The sequence below is a fragment of the Pantoea sp. GCM10028869 genome (genome assembly GCF_042666835.1).
In the GTDB taxonomy this organism is placed as follows: Bacteria; Pseudomonadota; Gammaproteobacteria; order Enterobacterales; family Enterobacteriaceae; genus Pantoea; species Pantoea leporis.
The window spans coordinates 147,503-164,426 of sequence record NZ_JBHTGO010000007.1 but is presented as its reverse complement, the minus strand read 5'-3'; the positions used below and the strand labels follow the sequence as shown (position 1 = coordinate 164,426).

Sequence of the window (16,924 nt, the reverse complement as noted above, 5' to 3'; positions counted from 1 at the left end):
CATCCAATGTAAGAGTATTTCTTACATTCTTGCACTTTTTTGCGCAACAGGGAATGCGCGTTGCAGCGCAGTTACAGGCTGAACTGCGAGGCAACGCGAGAGATTTTATGCAGATGAGGCGGGAAACAGGCGGTCGTCGCGCAACAGATGATCGTTACCACGGCGGCGGGTGAAGCCGCTGCGGTCGAAGAATTCCAGAATCTGTATCGCCACTTTGCGCCCGGTGCCAAGCTGGTTGCGGAAGTCGGCGGCGCTGGTGCTGCCCTCTTGCGCGGCACGTTGGCGAATCAGATCGGCGAAGATCTGGATCTGGTCGCTGCGATAGTAGCGATCGCGTACGATCGCGGTGATATGTCCGAGCCGCGCAGCAGTGAGCAGCAGCGAGCGAATCGCCTGTTCATCCTGCTGCAGCGCCAGCGCGATATCGCGCACCCACAGCGGCTGATCGCCAAACAGCGGGCCGACCTGCTGCCAAAGAGCTTCTTCCTGCGGATTAAAGCGCGGTTCGAAGTCGGGCAGATGCAGCCAGCCTTGTCGCTGTTGCAGCTGACCTTGCGCCAGCAGCTGATCAATCAGCGCTAATACCCATTCCGCAGGCTGATGCGGCATTGCCACACGACGCAAACGATCGTGGCCGATGCCCGGCACCTCGGGATGCTGCTGATGAAAATGCGCCAGTGATTCCAGCAGCTTTTGCCGCCATTGTGCTGCCTGCGCGGCACTCATTAGCGCGTTATCAAGCTGCACCGGCGCTGCATGCTTGATCAGTGCATCCAGCGCGGGCTCGGTAAGCTGGCGCGCCCACGCCAGGTCACGCCGTTCTGTCGGTTGATAGGCCAGATGCGCCTGCAGGCTGGCGTCATCATCTTGTGCGGCGGCCAGCTGCTGCAGCCAGGCAAGATACTCCGCCTGACGTTTGCCGCGCTTTTTACTGTTGAGCAGCAGCACGCGCGCGCCGCCCAGCGTGTGCTGTGCGTTGCTGTCGCGGATAATCAGCCGATCGTTTTCGGCCAGCCACAGCGGCTGATTCAGCACCAGTTCCGCGACATCATCCGCCAGCAGCGTAATGCGTCCAGTGACGTGGCTGGCGGCGTGGTGGAGATGAATCGGCTGCGACGCGCTCTTCAGCGGCTGCAGCAAGCGCAGCGCCACGGTTAAGCGCGTGGTGCCTTCCGCTCTGGCCTGTGACAGCAGCCAGTCGCCGCGCGCGATCTGCGCTTTTTCCACATCGCCGACGATATTCAATGCGATACGTTCACCGTCCTGCGCGCGCGTCACCGATTGGTTCTGCGCATGCAGCGCGCGCACGCGCAGCGGCAGATTCAGGCTGCTAAGCCAAAGAGTATCGCCGACGTTCACTTCGCCCGACAGCGCGGTGCCGGTGACCACCAATCCGCTGCCTTTCAGCGTGAAGGCGCGATCGATAGCGAGACGGAAACGGTAACGAGAGTCGAAGGCCGGTTCCGCCAGCGTGCTGAGATGCTGGCGCAGCGCGTCGATGCCTTGCTGGGTGTGGCTGCTGGTGACAAATTGCGGCACCGCCGGCCAGCCGAGTTGCTGCGTGAGCTGCGCCACCTGCCGCTGGACTTCCGCGATGCGCGCTTCGTCCACGCGATCGGCTTTGGTCAGCGCCACGCTGAGCGGCGGCTGTCCGGCCAGGCTCAGCAACTGCAGATGTTCGCGGGTTTGCGGCATCACGCCATCGTCGCAGGCCACCACCAGCAGCGCATGATGAATGCCGCCAATGCCCGCCAGCATATTGGCGAGAAATTTCTCGTGGCCCGGCACATCAATAAAGCCGAGCACGCGACCATCCGGCTGCGGCCAGTACGCGTAGCCGAGATCGATGGTCATGCCGCGCCGTTTCTCTTCCGGCAGGCGATCGGCATCCACGCCGGTTAATGCCTGTAGCAGCGCGGTTTTGCCGTGATCGACGTGTCCAGCGGTGGCAATAATCATGACGCTAAGGCCTGAATCAGCGCGCTTTCATCATCAAGGCAGCGCAGATCCAGCCACAGTTTGCCTTCCTGAACGCGGCCAATCACCGGGCGCGCTAAGCTGCGCCAACGCTGTGACAGATTGACGAGCTGGCTACCGCGCCCATCGCGTGGCGTGAAGGTGAGGGCGAAACTGGGAAGGCGTTCAACCGGTAGCGATCCGCTGCCGATTTGGGATGAACAGGGCGCAATCGCCAGCGAAAAGTCATCTCGATAAATCTGTTGTAACGCGGGCAGCAATCGTTCAGCTTGTTGCTGAATATCCTGCGCTGGACGGGTGAGCAGCCGCAGCGTCGGCAGGGCTTCACGCAGCGTTTCCGGCTGACGATAGAGCTGTAGCGTGGCTTCCAGCGCCGCGAGCGTCATTTTGTCGACGCGCAGCGCGCGTTTCAGCGGATGCGACTGGAGCTGATCAATCAGCGTCTGCTTGCCGACGATAATCCCCGCCTGCGGACCGCCGAGCAGTTTGTCGCCGGAGAAACTTACCAGACTGACGCCTGCGGCGATCAGCTGCTGCGGCATCGGTTCAGCCGGCAGACCAAATTCGGTCATATCGATCAGCGATCCGCTGCCAAGGTCGGTGATCACCGGCAATTGATAAGCGTCACCCAGCGCAACCAGCTCTGCTTCCGTTACCGCATGGGTAAAGCCCTGAATCTGATAATTGCTGGTGTGCACCTTCATCAGCAGGCCGCTGTTTTCCGCGATGGCGGCGCGATAATCTTTCAGGTGCGTGCGGTTGGTGGTGCCTACTTCCACCAGTTTGCAGCCCGCCTGGCGCATCACGTCAGGAATGCGGAAGGCGCCGCCAATTTCCACCAGCTCGCCGCGCGAGACAATCACTTCGCGCCCCGGCGCTAACGCGGCCAGCATCAATAACACGGCGGCGGCATTGTTGTTAACGATACAGGCCGCTTCCGCGCCGGTTAACTCGCTCAGCAGCGCGCTAACCGCACGATCGCGGTGGCCACGCGCCGCTTCATCCAGCGCGTATTCCAGCGTGACCGGCTGACGCAGGCAATTCACCACCGCGTCGATAGCGCGATCGCTCAGCTGTGCGCGGCCAAGATTGGTGTGCAGTACGGTGCCGGTGAGATTGAACACCGGACGCAGCGCACTTTGCTGCTGTTGCTGGCTGCGGCGCAGCGCTTCATCCGGCCAGTTCAGGTGCCACTCTGGCAAGGTTTGGTGCTGCTGAATGTGGTCGCGCGCTTCCTGCTGCATGCTGCGCAGCTGGCGCGTGGCGAAGGCGGTTCCGTGATGCGCCAGCAGCGGCTGCAGCGCGGGATCGCGCAGCAGGCTGTCGATAGCAGGTAATTGACTGTACAGGGTTTTCATCGGGTGACTTACAGAGAGGGCGGAACGGTGCGGGCAAAGCTTTCGCGCGCAAACAGGTTTTCGGCCAGCTTCACCAGCGCCGGGCGATTTACGCACCAGTTTGGCAGCACGCGGCGGAAGTTGAGGTAACCAATCATGCAGCCGGTGGCGATATCGGCCAGATTGAGCGTGCCGCTATTGAGCCATTCGCCTTGGGCGGCGGCGGTTTCTAGCGCATCGAGGCCGCGTTGGATTTTATCACGGTTGCGCAGCAGCACCTCTTCGGATTGCTGATCGCCGGGACGCATCTGCTCGCGCACGATCATCACCGCCGCATCGTTAATGCCGTCGGCCAGTTTTTCCAGCTGACGGATGTGCAACGCGTGCAGCGCATCATCGGGCAGCAGCGCAGGCGCATCGCCGCGTAGTTCAATGACTTGCGCGATGATCGAAGAGTCGAACCAGGTGAGCTGGTTGTCGTCAATCAGCGCCGGTACTTTGCCCAGCGGATTGTACTGCGGTACATCGCTGTCATCGATCCACGGAGAGTGATTAACGAATTCGAAAACCAGGCCTTTTTCCAGCAATATCACTGATATTTTGCGGACAAAAGGGCTGGTGTAGCTGCCAATCAGTTTCATCGTGGGCCTCCGTGTTGAATGAAAATACGCGATAACAAACCGCACATATCCCTGGCGGCGCGCTGGCACAATACGCGATAAATCGCGCCGCTGCGGACCGCAGAAACATGGGAAAAGCTAATCGCCGGGGAACATAAACGGATTTAGACTGCTGCGGGCGAATCCTTCTTGCTCCATGCGGGCATCCAGCACCAGCGAGGCCAAATCATCGGCCACCGGCTCCACGGCGGGATCCTTCTCCTGATACAACATCTTCAGGTAGGTACCGCAATCGCCGCAGCTCTCTGCTTTCACCGCCGCTTTTTCGCTGTCCAGCGACCAGTAATGCAGATCGCCGGTTTGTTCACAGTTGGAGCACTTGCTGCGCACTACATACCATTCGCTTTCACACAGATTGCAGTGCAGATAGCGCAGCCCTTGCTGGCCTACGCTCATGTGCACCACGCTGGTGACCGGCACGCTGGCGCATACCGGGCAGAACTGGCGATGCTCACCGTATTCGGCGCGCGCTTTGCCGGGAATTAATGCCGCCATCTGCGCCCAGTAAATCGACAACGCCGCCCAGATGAACGGCGATTTGTCGCTGCTCACCTGTGCGAAATCGCCTTCCAGCAGCGCATGTGCCAGATTTTCCAGTTCGGTAGTGGAGGATTTTTCCAGATTCTCCAGCACTGCCAGCGCCTGGCCGCTCATCTCTGGCTTCAGCTCGGCGATCAGCGAATGCAGCAAACGCTGCCAGTGCGCATCGCGCGGATAGGTGTGGATATCGAGCGGCGGTTTGCCCTGCTCGGCGCTCTGCGTCAGCCGCTGCTGCAGATCGAGCTGCAGCGGATGGTCATACAGCACGATCTCCTGCGCCTCGGCGATCACCGCGGCAAAGCGCAGGTAATCACCCAGCGGATTCTTCGCGGCCAGGTCACGCAAACGTGCCGCACGGCGGCTATACAGATTTTTCAGCCGAGGGAAAAGTAACGGCGGAACGTGCTCCGCCGTGTGCTTTTCGCTTTTCTCCAGCTGGTCCTGCGGGATGATGCGAATACTCATCAGGGACGTTTTTCCTGTTGTGTTTGGCGTTGGCGCTGCTCGCGATACCAACGTGGGTGATGTTTCTTCGCCCACGCGGCCGGAACCCAGCCCTCAACCATGGCGGTAATGGTGCCTTTTACCCACAAGGCGGCGTAAATGTGCACCATAATCACCACGATCAGCGCCACAGCTGAGACCGAATGCACCACTAGCGCGATGCGAATCAGCGGAATAGTGAAGGCACCGGCAAAGTACGGGCGCCAGATAACAATTCCGCTCACCAGCAGCAAGACTAAGCTGATGATAGCAGCCCAGAACACACACTTCTGCCCGAAGTTGTATTTGCCGGTATCGCCGACCTCTTCGTTTTGCACGATTTTGTGGATGTTTTTCGCCCAAACCAGGTCTTCGCGATTGATCAGATTATGTTTCCAATAGCGTAAGAACATGATGATAAAGGCGGCAAACATCACCGTGCCAACAAACGGATGCAGGATACGCGCCAACTGCGGCGTGCCGAGCACGTGCATCAGCCAGTTAAATGACGGGAAAAAGAAACCCAGTCCGCTCAGCGCGGCGAGCACAAAACAGAACGCCACAATCCAGTGATTGATGCGTTCCGGTGCGCTGTAGCGCACCAGACGATCGCGTTTTTTCATTATTCGCGCTCCTCTTTTTCGTGCAGATTCTCGTCCTCATCCTCTTCCACGCGGTTTGGCCCTACGCCAACGTAGTGGAACACGGATGCAGCAAAGGTAGCGGCAAAACCGATCGCCGCCAGCGGTTTCCAGATCCCTTTCCAGAACGTTACCGCCGGGCTGATGCTCGGATTATCCGGCAAACCGTGATAGAGCTGCGGTTTGTTGGCGTGATGCAGCACGTACATCACGTGTGTGCCGCCGACGCCTTCCGGATCGTACAAGCCGGCGTTGGCATAGCCGCGCGTGTTGAGCTCGGCCACGCGTTCACCGGCCAGCGCCTGCATATCGCTTTTGCTGCCGAAGTGAATCGCGCCGGTCGGGCAGGTTTTCACGCACGCCGGTTCCTGACCGACATTGACACGATCGACGCACAGCGTGCATTTATACACGCGGTTGTCCTCTTTATTCAGACGCGGCACATCGAACGGACAGCCCGCAATGCAGTAGCCGCAGCCAATGCACTGTTCTGACTGAAAATCGACGATGCCGTTGGCGTACTGAATAATCGCGCCTTCAGATGGGCAGGCTTTCAGGCAGCCGGGATCGGCGCAGTGCATGCAGCCATCCTTGCGGATCAGCCACTCTAACTTGCCGTTCTCCTCCACTTCTGAGAAGCGCATCACCGTCCAGGATTTGGCGGTCAAATCGGCGGGATTGTCGTACACCCCAACGTTATGTCCCACTTCATCGCGGATATCGTTCCACTCCGAACACGCCACCTGACACGCTTTGCAGCCGATGCAGGTGGTCACGTCGATCAGTTTCGCCACTTCCTGCTGATGGTTACGTGCCTGCGGGGCAGGCGTGAGTCCATTGGTGGCGGAGCGGCGGATAATGTCTTGAGATTGATAAGCCATATTCGTTCTCCTTACACCTTCTCGACGTTGACCAGGAACGCCTTAAATTCTGGCGTCTGCGTGTTGGCATCACCGACAAACGGCGTCAGGGTATTAGCGATAAAGCCTTTTTTCGCCACGCCCTGATAACCCCAGTGAATCGGAATGCCGATGGTATCGACGATTTTGCCGTCGACGTTGAGTGGACGGATGCGCTTAGTGACCACCGCTTTGGCTTTGATGTAGCCGCGATTGGAGCTCACTTTCACCGTGTCGCCCTGCGCGATGCCGAGCTTGTTGGCCAGCTTCTCGCCGATTTCAATAAACTGTTCCGGCTGCGCGATGGCATTGAGCCGCGCGTGTTTGGTCCAGTAATGGAAATGCTCGGTGAGACGATAAGTGGTGCCGACATACGGGAACTGCTCCGCCTGGCCCATCGATGCCAAATCGTCCTTGAACACGCGCGCCGCCGGGTTGGATACCACGTTCGGATGCAGCGGGTTGGTGCCGATTGGCGTTTCAAACGGCTCGTAGTGTTCCGGGAACGGACCTTCGGCCATTTTATCGAGCGCAAACAGGCGGCCCATGCCTTCCGGCTGCATGATGAACGGCCCGACATCGCTGCCGGGTGCGGCGGCGCTGTAGTCCGGCACATCCATGCCCCCCCATTTGCTGCCATCCCACTTCAGGATCTGACGTTTCGGATCCCACGGATTGCCTTGCGGATCAGCCGAGGCGCGGTTGTAGAGAATGCGGCGGTTGAGCGGCCACGCCCAGCTCCAGTTCAGCGTGTTGCCCAAACCGGTAGGATCGGTGTTGTCGCGGCGCGCCATCTGGTTGCCGTCCGGCGTCCAGCTGCCGGCGAAAATCCAGCAACCGCTGCTGGTGCTGCCGTCATCTTTCAGATGGGCAAAGGTGCTGAGCTGTTGGCCTTTTTTCACCAGCAGCGTGCCTTTGTCATCGTATACATCCGCCAGCGCTTTGCCGTTGTTCTCCATCGCCACTTCTTCCGGCGCCGGATTTTCTGGCGTCAGGTAGTTCCAGCTCATGTTCAGCACTTGCTCAGGCAATGCACCGCCTTCACTGGCGTACATTTTGCGCAGGCGTGAATAGATGCCGGAAAGAATCTCGCCGTCATTGAGCGCTTCGCCCGGTGCATCCTGACCTTTCCAGTGCCACTGCAGCCAGCGGCCGGAGTTAACGATCGAACCGTTCTCTTCGGCGAAGCAGGTGGAAGGCAAACGGAACACTTCGGTCTGAATTTTTGACGGATCGACATCGTTAAACTCGTCGTGATTCTCCCAGAAGGTGGCGGTTTCGGTGTTGAGCGGATCGATGGTGACGAGGAACTTCAGCTTCGACAGCGATGCGATCACTTTGCGCTTGTTCGGGAACGACGCCACCGGGTTGAAGCCCTGGCACAGATAGCCATTGACCTTGCCTTGCGACATCATCTCGAAGTACTGCAGCACGTCGTAACCTTTATCCCACTTCGGCAACCAGTCGAAGCCCCAGCTGTTTTCCGCCTGGGCTTTGTCGCCGAAAAAGGCTTTCATCTGGCTGACAAAGAATTTCGGGTAGTTGCTCCAGTAGTTTACCTGGCCCGGCAGCAGCGCTTTCGGCGTGTTGGCAGCAAGATAACTCTGCAGATCGGTGTGTTTTTCCGACGGCAAAGTCATGTAACCCGGCAAACTTTGCGACAGCAAACCGAGATCGGTCAGACCCTGAATATTCGAGTGGCCGCGCAGCGCATTGATGCCGCCGCCAATCATGCCCATGTTGCCGAGCAGCAGCTGAATCATCGCCATGGTGCGGATGTTCTGCGCACCGACCGAGTGCTGCGTCCAGCCGAGCGCATACAGGAACGAGGTGGTGCGATCGCGCGCGCTGGTTTCGCCAATCAGTTCACACACGTGCAGGAAGTCCGCTTTTGGCGTGCCGCAGATGCGTTCAACAATTTCTGGCGTGTAACGGCTAACGTGCTGCTTCAGCAGGTTCCATACGCAGCGCGGATGCGTGAGCGTGGTGTCGCGTTTGGCGAAGCCGTCGGCGTCCAGCTCGTAGTTCCAGCTGGTTTTGTCGTATTTGCGATTCTCTTCGTCGTAGCCGCTGAACAGGCCATCTTCAAAATGATAATCCTCGCGCACGATCAGGCTGGCATTGGTGTACGCCTGCACATATTCATGCTGGATTTTGTCGTTTTGTATCAGCCACAGCAGTACGCCCGACAGGAAAGTGATGTCGGTGCCCGAACGAATCGGCGTATAGAAATCGGCTACCGATGCCGTACGCGTGAAGCGCGGATCGATAACAATCAGTTTGGCTTTGTTGTGAATCTTGGCTTCCATCGCCCAGCGGAATCCCACCGGATGCGCTTCAGCGGCGTTCCCGCCCATCACAACGATCAGATTGGCATTACGGATGTCGACCCAGTGATTGGTCATCGCACCGCGACCAAATGTTGGAGCAAGACTTGCTACCGTTGGTCCGTGTCAAACGCGTGCCTGGTTGTCGACCGCTAACATGCCGAGCGATCGGGTAAATTTCTGGGTTAAGTAGCCGGTTTCGTTGCTGGAAGCGGAAGCACACAGCATGCCGGTGGAGAGCCAACGGTTTACCGTCACGCCCGCAGCGTTTTGCGCCACAAAGTTAGCGTCGCGGTCCGCTTTCATCAGCCTGGCGATGCGATCAAAGGCATCGTCCCAGCTAATGCGCTGCCATTTATCGGAGCCTGGCGCGCGGTATTCCGGGTATTGCAGGCGACTTTCACTGTGGATGAAGTCGAGCAGGCCTGCGCCTTTCGGGCACAATGCGCCGCGGCTCACCGGATGATCCGGATCCCCTTCGATGTGGAAAATGGTCTCTTTGGCGTTTTTCGCGCCGTCACCGAGGCTGTACATTAACAAGCCACAGCCAACTGAGCAGTAAGTGCAGGTGTTACGGGTTTCGCGTGCGCGCAGCAGTTTATACTGTCGCGTTTCCGCCAGCGCTACCTCTGGCGCAAAGCCAAGCAGCGCTGCCGTTGTCCCTGCCATACCGCCAGCACAGACCTTGAAGAATTTTCTTCGGCTGACGTTCATGGATTATCCTTTCAACATGAATGATTTTTACTTTTGCAGAGCAGTGAATCGGGCGTCACAATAACCCGACGAATATTGCGGCAATAGCGACCTAATATTACCACTACTTTAGTAAGGTTGTTATGTGAGGCGAAAAAAGTGACAGAGAATGAGCAGGAAAGTCACATTAATGTGAATAAGATCTCAGGTGCGGTGCAGGCGCAGGTGCATCAGCGGCGTGATATCAGCCTTGCGGAAACAGACTGGCTGGCGCAGGAAGTGCCGGTGGCGCTGGTCTATAACGGCATTTCGCACGTTGTGATGATGGCGACACCCAATGATTTGGAAGCTTTTGCGATAGGTTTCTCGCTCTCGGAAGGCATTATTGCGCGCCCGGATGAAATCTACGGTATCGATGTGGTTCCGGGCTGTAATGGCATTGAAGTACAGATTGAACTCTCCAGCCGCCGCTTTATGGCGCTGAAAGAGCAGCGCCGCGCCATGGCTGGCCGTACCGGCTGCGGCGTGTGTGGCGTGGAGCAACTTGATCAAATCGGTAAGCCATTACAGCCGCTGCCGTTCAGCCAAACCTTTGATTTAGCCAATCTGGATAAAGGCCTGGCGCAGCTGCGCGACTACCAGCCGATCGGCAACCTCACCGGCTGCACGCACGCGGCGGCGTGGATGTCACCGCAAGGCGAATTGCAGGGCGGGTATGAAGATGTCGGTCGCCATGTGGCGCTGGATAAACTGCTGGGGAATCGCAGCCAGCAGCCGTGGCAACAGGGCGCGGTGCTGGTTTCCAGTCGCGCCAGCTATGAGATGGTGCAGAAATCCGCCATGTGCGGCGTGGAGATTCTGTTCGCGGTGTCGGCTGCGACACAGCTCGCAGTTGAGGTAGCCGAACGTTGCAATTTAACTCTAATCGGGTTTAGTAAGCCGGGACGCGCCACGGTTTACAGCCACTCGCGGCGTTTGTTTTAATTTTTTCCTTCAGCACAAGGAAGTAATCATGCGCCAGCCTTATCGCATTGAAAGTGTCACACTCAAAGACATCGGAGTGTTTGAGCACACGCATTTTGATTTTCCGCCGATTCAAAGTGAACTGCGTGACGGAGAAAAAGCCGAGATCCACATTTTTACCGGGCCGAATGGCTGTGGGAAAAGTACGGTTTTATATGCATTAGCTGCGATATTTGATCCCTTTAACAATAAACATCCCATATCTAAAAGGTTTTTAAATGGTTACAGCTTAGTAGATTTTAAATTTGGAAACGGTCATGGGTTTTATTGTGTGAACAAAATTGATACAAGTTTGTTTATTGATCAAGACTATTTAATTAATCCTGTTGGGAAAACACATTATTATGGAGACAAAAATTTTAGAGATTTAATAAAAAACTATGCATACTATTTTGATATAGAAAGAATGCTCAATGATACAGATTTCCAATTTGCTGCATTTGCTTACTCTGGAAATACCAGCCATCAAGATGAATTCGTTTTTGATTCAATTAAGGAAATTGAATATTCTCCTTTTGAAAATGCTTTATCATTTTACAAAACAATCCGTTCGGATGTTATTGCTCAATGGATTGCTAATAACTTAACTAAATATGCATTGGCTAAAATAGAACAAGAAGATGAAGAGGCAAATAAATATCAAGAGTCTCTTGGGAAGATAAAGGCTTTTATATTTAACTTGAGTGGCATTAAAATTGATTTTAAGCTAAGTAGAAGTCCATTGTCGATTGTTTTCAATATTGATGATAAATGTATGGCTTTTGATTCTTTGCCTGAGGGACTAAAATCAATTATTGGTTGGGTATGTGATTTGGCTATAAGATTAGAATATCTTAAATTCGAAGAAAAAAAAGACATATTCTCTCAGCCTCTAATACTATTTCTCGACGAAATAGATATTCATTTACACCCTAAATGGCAACGTCGCATTTTACCCGCAATCCAAAAGTTGTTACCCAACTCCCAGGTTTTTGTATCAACGCATTCGCCTTTTGTCGTTGGTTCGGTAGAGGATGCGTGGGTTTATCGTCTGCCTGATCCACAGCGCAATGTGATGCGGGATGCTTCTATGCAGGATCAGATCGTACCTACTGAATCCGGAGCAGGAAAAAGTATTCAACTTATTCTTGAAGAGATTTTTGATGTCGACGAACGTTTCGATGTCGAAACTGAACAACTCTTGAAATCATTCAAAAAGGTTCGTAATCGCTATTTGCAGAATCCTACTGATGACAGTGAATTAATGGATTTGGCGCAAACTATACGTGAGCGCGGTGAAGAATTAGAAACCATTATTGAGATGGAGTTACGACAAATAGCACGCCGTTCAAAAAAATAAGGAGAACAGGGAATGTTCAAATCATATCGAGGACCATGGCCGCCATGTCTTAAAATGCATTATCCTGAGTGGACCGACCGCTATATTTCAGCGCGTGAGGGGAATCCGGCAGCAACATTCCGCTGGTTTTCTATCACTTGTTATCAAGCAGTGCGTCGAGAGTTATTAGTAATGACGCATCACCATTGTGCATTTTGTGATGGTTTCATTGGTAGTGAAAGCCGGGAAACACTGGAGCATTTCAGACCGAAAAGCCAGTATCCGGCTTTGGCATTTCATTGGGAAAATTTGTTTCCATGCTGCGATATGTGTCAGAGCCAAAAGCGTGAAAAATTTGATGAAGTTTTAATTAAACCTGATCGTCCTGATTATCAATTTGAAGATTACTTCATCTGTAATTATGACAATGGTGAAATTGAGGTAGCACCGGAATGTTCAGCTGAGTTCCAAAAGGCCGCCGCAGTTACGCTTGAAATTTATGGACTTAATTTACCGGTGCGCAAAAAAGAACGTTTACGCCAGTTTCGCGTCTGGCATGCAATGGGCGATGAAACATCGTTACATGAGTTTGCTTACCGCTATTTTCTCATCGGTTAAACCACCTGCACCTGCGGCAGCGCTTGTTGCAGCGCCGTCAGCGCGCCGGGTTTTGCCGCGCCGCTGTCGCAGATCAGCAGATCGATTTCCGCAATCGCTGCATAAACGGTGCGGCTCATCACGCCGAGTTTGCTGTGATCCGCCAGTAAAATGGTGCGGTTTGCCTGCTGTACCATGGCGCGGGCAATCGCCGCTTCGTGGGGATGAAAACTGCTGGCACCGTTTTTAGCGTCGATGCCGACCGGCGAAAGCAGCGCCACATCGGCGCGATAACGATAAATTTCCCCAATCGTCATCTCCCCGCGCGTTTGCTGTGCGCCTGCCATCATCATGCCGCCAATTAAAATCACCTGATTATTCAGCGTCTCATGCTCTTCCGCTGCGCTCAGCGCCAGCGCGGCCTGCAGGCTGTTAGTGATGATGGTTAAACCCGACATGGTGCGCAGTTGTTCGGCCAGCATGGTGGTGGTGGTGCCGGCATCAAGGAACAGCGTTTGGCCGGGCTGGAGATGTTGCGCGGCAGCAACCGCAATTGCGCGTTTCTCTTTCGCCTGCGCGTTACGGCGCACCTGCAGCGGCGGCTCTGGCTGGCTATCGACGGCGACCAAACCGCCATGCACCCGCCGCGCCAATCCCTGCGCTTCCAGCTCAATAATGTCGCGCCGCGCGGTTTCGCGCGAGATGCCAAGCTCATTGATGATGCGTTCGGTGCTGAGCTGATGTTGCGTGGTCAGCAGCGCGCGAATGCGGTGTAAGCGGGTTTCCTGCAGCATGACTTTTCCCTGTGGCGTGTTCAACCTGGGCCTAAGCTTACCTGAGTGTCATGACGCCGTCATGTGTATTTGGTTGTATTTGTGTATTTGGTTGCATTTGTCGCCAAAGCAGGCATGATATGGGCAAACGGCGATTTCGCATGCACCCCTTTCACCTTCGCAACGGGAGTTACCATGGCTACACGTTCTACCATCATGGATACCAACAGTTTTCGTGCTGAGCACGCCGACGGACTGGATGCGGCAACCCGCAAGCTAACCGACAAGCGCAGCAAAGTGTTGGGCGAGTCGTATCGCCTGTTTTACCGCAAGCCAGTGCATTTAGTGCGCGGCGAAGGGCAGTATGTGTGGGATGCCGCCGGTGATAAATATCTTGATGTGTACAACAACGTGGCGAGCATTGGTCACTGCCATCCGGCGGTGATTGAGGCGGTGAATCAGCAGATGAAGATGCTGAACACCCACACGCGCTATCTGCACGAACGCATTCTCGATTACACCGAAGAGCTGCTGGCGACCACGCCAGATGCCATCGATCGCGCCATGTACATGTGTACCGGTTCGGAAGCCAACGATTTGGCGATCCGCGTGGCGCGGGCTTTCAGCGGCGGCACCGGCATTATCGTGTCGCAGGAGGCGTATCACGGCACCAGCGATCTCACGTCAGGTGTGTCGCCCGCCCTCGGCAGCGGACAGCCGTTGGCGGCAACCACGCGTCTGGTTTCACCGCCGGATGCCTATCGCGTGAATGCGCCCGATCTCGGCGAGTGGTTTGCCAATGAAATCCAGCAGCAGATTGACGATATGAAAGCGCACGGCATTAAGTTTGCCGGCTTCCTCGCTGACTCGATCTTCTCATCCGATGGCGTATTGCCGAACCCGCGCGGTTTCCTGCAAAAAGCGGTCGATGTGGTGCATGCCAACGGCGGGATTTTCATTGCCGATGAAGTGCAGCCGGGCTTTGGTCGTACCGGCGATGCGTTCTGGGGCTTTGCGCGTCACGGCGTGGTGCCCGATGTGATCACCACCGGCAAGCCAATGGGCAACGGCATTCCGGTTTCAGGTTTGCTGGCGAAAAGCGATGTGCTAGCGGCATTTAGTGACGAGATTCCTTACTTCAACACCTTTGGCGGTAATCCGGTGGCGATGGCCGCCGCGCAAGCGGTGCTGACGGTAATTAAAGAAGAGGGCTTGCAGGAGCACAGCCGCGTGGTGGGCGCCAAACTGTTGAGTGAACTGCAGAAACTGATGGATCGTCACGAGTCGATCGGCGACGTGCGCGGTGCGGGCCTGTTTATTGGTTTCGAACTGGTGCAGGATCGCGCCAGTAAAACGCCGGATAAAGCGCTGGCGCTGGATTTGATCGAGAAACTGCGCGAACACCGCGTGCTGACGTCAGTGGCGGGACCTTACGGCAACGTGCTGAAGTTGCGTCCGCCGTTGGCGTTCCAGGAAGCGGATATCGACTGGCTGGTAGGCGCGCTGGATAAATCGCTGAGTGAGCTGGGGCGTTAACAGATCATTGATTGTGCACATTTTGTCGCGGCGCGATTTATCGCGCAATAAATTGCGCCGCTACGATATGTGCAGGTTTACGCAGCTGCGGTTTCCTCGGCGAAAATGCTCTCCATCTTCTGCCACGCCTGCGCGACATCGTCATCCAGATTAAACAAACCCGACGTGCCCACAATAAACACATCCACGCCTGAAGCAGCAATCTGCCGGAAGGTGCGTGCGTTGCATGAACCATCAATTTCGGTCAGATAGTGATAACCGTGCTCTTCGCGCATGGCGATCAGCTGGCGAATCTTATTCAGCGTTTGCGGGATAAATGTTTGCCCGGCGAAACCCGGATCCACTGACATCACCGTGACTTTATCCAGCAGGTGCGCATATTCACGAATAGTTTCTGCCGGTGTGGCCGGATTTAACACCACGCCGCAGCGACGGCCTGCGTCTTTAATTTGCGTCAGCAGGCGGAAAATTTTGTTATTAGCGGTTTCCGGGTGGAAGCTAATAATATCTGCGCCGGCCTCAATGCACATTGGGATAATATCTTCCGGATGATTTACCATTAAATGCACATCAATTGGTACATCAGTAATTTTACGCAGGTTCTCAATAAAGAACGGCGACAGCGTAATATTCTTCACATAGCTGCCATCCATAATATCGACATGATAAAAGGCAGCGGTGCTATTCATCGCTTCAACCTGCTCGCGAAAACGCGTGAGATCCATGCACATTAAGGAGGGGGAGAATTTGGCTTGCATAACTTATTTCCTCATTACAACAACAGCGCCCGCAGGCGCTGTTGATGACATCAATGGAAGAACGAAATAATGTGGCCGAGCACGATACCAACAATGCCGAAGTCGGCATCACCGAAGGTGGTGGAAGCGAAGCCGAGGTCGCCCATCAGCGGCAGCAGAATCGCTGGCAGGAAGGAGATCAGCAAGCCTTGCACAAAGGCACCGATCACAGCGCCGCGACGTCCGCCGGTGATATTGCCGTAGACGCCAGCGGTCGCACCGCAGAAGAAATGCGGTACCAGACCCGGAACGATTACGCTCAGACCAAACAGCGGACACAGGAACATGCTAATCAAGCCGGCGGAGAAGCTCGACAGGAAGCCGATGATCACCGCATTCGGCGCGAACGGGAACACGGTTGGGCAATCCAGCGCCGGTTTGGCGTTGGGTACCAGCTTATCGGCGATACCTTTAAAGGCCGGCACGATTTCGGCAATCACCATGCGCACACCGGCGAGGATGATATAGACGCCCGCAGCAAAGGTGATCGACTGAATGATGGCGAACACAATGTAGTTTTGGCCGCCACTGATGCTTTCGGTGAATTCTTTACCGGCAACCAGAACCAGCGCGATAAAAAGAATCATCATGGTCAGCGAAATCGCTACCGATGAGTCGCGCAGGAAGTTGAGGGTTTTCGGCACCTTAAGCTCTTCAATCGACGGGCTGCCTTTACCGACCATTTTGCCCACTAACGCGGAGAGCAGATAGCCGGTTGAGCCAAAGTGGCCGAGCGCCAGATCGTCCGAGTTGGTGATTTTGCGGGTGAACGGCTGCAGAATCGCCGGGCAAACCACCATCATGGTGCCGAGAATCAGCGAACCAATCAGCACCAGCCAGAAGCCGTGAATGCCGCCTACCGACAGAATTACCGCCAGCATCGCCGACATATACAGCGTGTGGTGACCGGTCAGGAAGATGTATTTCAACGGGGTAATGCGCGCCAGCAAGATGTTCACCAGCATACCAAACACCATAATCATGGCGGTTTCGGTGCCGTAACTTTTCTGCGCCAGCGCGGCCATTGCATCCGTATTTGGCACTACGCCCTGAATATTAAAAGAGTGCTCAAACAGCTGACTGAAGATGGTCAATGTGGCCGCAATTAAATTGGCCCCGGCGATGAGAATAACAAAACCCATGATGGTTTTAAGCGTACCGGAAATAACATCAGAAACCGGTTTCTTTTGCAGTAATAAACCAAACAGGGAAAAAAGGCCGACAAGTATAGCGGGTGTTCCAAGAACATCCTTAATTATAAACTGCAGCATAACTTACTCCATAGTGAGTAAAGTTTTTCGGG

At 55.2% G+C, this 16,924-nt stretch carries 14 protein-coding genes; 4 read left to right on the top strand and 10 right to left on the bottom strand.

What is annotated here, in order from left to right; translation table 11 throughout:
- Positions 1-105: 105 nt before the first annotated feature.
- The 7 genes from selB to fdnG form a co-directional block, all read right to left on the bottom strand.
- Complete coding sequence (gene selB / locus ACFQW4_RS18290; protein ID WP_377726519.1) at positions 106-1,959, bottom strand: selenocysteine-specific translation elongation factor; 1,854 nt, start codon at positions 1,957-1,959, stop codon at positions 106-108.
- The gene (selA, locus tag ACFQW4_RS18285) at positions 1,956-3,335 is read right to left on the bottom strand and encodes an L-seryl-tRNA(Sec) selenium transferase (protein WP_377726517.1); all 1,380 of its coding nucleotides are present in this window, start codon (positions 3,333-3,335) and stop codon (positions 1,956-1,958) included. Before selA ends, selB begins: the two co-directional genes overlap by 4 nt.
- 8 nt (positions 3,336-3,343) lie before the next feature.
- Complete coding sequence (locus ACFQW4_RS18280; protein WP_101763839.1) at positions 3,344-3,955, bottom strand: glutathione S-transferase; 612 nt, start codon at positions 3,953-3,955, stop codon at positions 3,344-3,346.
- Positions 3,956-4,072: 117 nt separating this feature from the next.
- The gene (gene fdhE, locus ACFQW4_RS18275) at positions 4,073-4,999 is read right to left on the bottom strand and encodes a formate dehydrogenase accessory protein FdhE (protein WP_277974333.1); all 927 of its coding nucleotides are present in this window, start codon (positions 4,997-4,999) and stop codon (positions 4,073-4,075) included.
- The gene (fdoI, locus tag ACFQW4_RS18270; RefSeq protein ID WP_101763837.1) at positions 4,999-5,640 is read right to left on the bottom strand and encodes a formate dehydrogenase cytochrome b556 subunit; all 642 of its coding nucleotides are present in this window, start codon (positions 5,638-5,640) and stop codon (positions 4,999-5,001) included. Before fdoI ends, fdhE begins: the two co-directional genes overlap by 1 nt.
- On the bottom strand, positions 5,640-6,539 hold the full coding sequence (gene fdxH, locus ACFQW4_RS18265; protein WP_101763836.1) for a formate dehydrogenase subunit beta: 900 nt from the start codon (positions 6,537-6,539) through the stop codon (positions 5,640-5,642). The genes fdoI and fdxH overlap by 1 nt, the downstream gene beginning before the upstream one ends.
- Before the next feature lie 11 nt (positions 6,540-6,550).
- Complete coding sequence (gene fdnG / locus ACFQW4_RS18260) at positions 6,551-9,598, bottom strand: formate dehydrogenase-N subunit alpha (protein WP_222234989.1); 3,048 nt, start codon at positions 9,596-9,598, stop codon at positions 6,551-6,553.
- 171 nt (positions 9,599-9,769) lie between these two features.
- On the opposite strand from fdnG, the gene fdhD reads away from it, so the two are divergent.
- Genes fdhD through ACFQW4_RS18245 form a run of 3 tightly spaced genes read left to right on the top strand, consistent with a single transcriptional unit; the run spans position 9,770 to position 12,536 of the window.
- Positions 9,770-10,561, top strand: coding sequence for a formate dehydrogenase accessory sulfurtransferase FdhD (gene fdhD / locus ACFQW4_RS18255; RefSeq protein ID WP_271460935.1), 792 nt, complete (start codon positions 9,770-9,772; stop codon positions 10,559-10,561).
- A 28-nt stretch (positions 10,562-10,589) separates the two neighbouring features.
- A complete protein-coding gene (locus tag ACFQW4_RS18250) occupies positions 10,590-11,939 on the top strand; it encodes an AAA family ATPase (protein WP_377726513.1) in 1,350 nt (449 codons plus the stop codon).
- Positions 11,940-11,951: 12 nt separating this feature from the next.
- Entirely contained in the window at positions 11,952-12,536 is a 585-nt protein-coding gene (locus ACFQW4_RS18245; protein WP_271460933.1) for a retron system putative HNH endonuclease, read from the top strand.
- Here the strand turns inward: ACFQW4_RS18245 and ACFQW4_RS18240 are convergent.
- Positions 12,533-13,309: a DeoR/GlpR family DNA-binding transcription regulator gene (locus ACFQW4_RS18240; protein WP_222234988.1), complete on the bottom strand. Its 777-nt coding sequence runs from the start codon at positions 13,307-13,309 to the stop codon at positions 12,533-12,535. The genes ACFQW4_RS18245 and ACFQW4_RS18240 overlap by 4 nt on opposite strands.
- 174 nt (positions 13,310-13,483) lie before the next feature.
- On the opposite strand from ACFQW4_RS18240, the gene ACFQW4_RS18235 reads away from it, so the two are divergent.
- On the top strand, positions 13,484-14,824 hold the full coding sequence (locus tag ACFQW4_RS18235) for an aspartate aminotransferase family protein (RefSeq protein ID WP_192236848.1): 1,341 nt from the start codon (positions 13,484-13,486) through the stop codon (positions 14,822-14,824).
- A gap of 77 nt (positions 14,825-14,901) precedes the next feature.
- Here ACFQW4_RS18235 and alsE read toward each other — a convergent pair whose 3' ends face one another.
- Both alsE and ACFQW4_RS18225 read right to left on the bottom strand, forming a co-directional pair.
- Positions 14,902-15,582 (bottom strand): D-allulose 6-phosphate 3-epimerase, encoded by a 681-nt coding sequence (alsE, locus tag ACFQW4_RS18230; protein ID WP_101763830.1) that lies wholly within the window; start codon positions 15,580-15,582, stop codon positions 14,902-14,904.
- Positions 15,583-15,632: 50 nt separating this feature from the next.
- The gene (locus tag ACFQW4_RS18225; protein ID WP_110867875.1) at positions 15,633-16,892 is read right to left on the bottom strand and encodes a PTS ascorbate transporter subunit IIC; all 1,260 of its coding nucleotides are present in this window, start codon (positions 16,890-16,892) and stop codon (positions 15,633-15,635) included.
- Between the last annotated feature and the right edge of the window lie 32 nt (positions 16,893-16,924).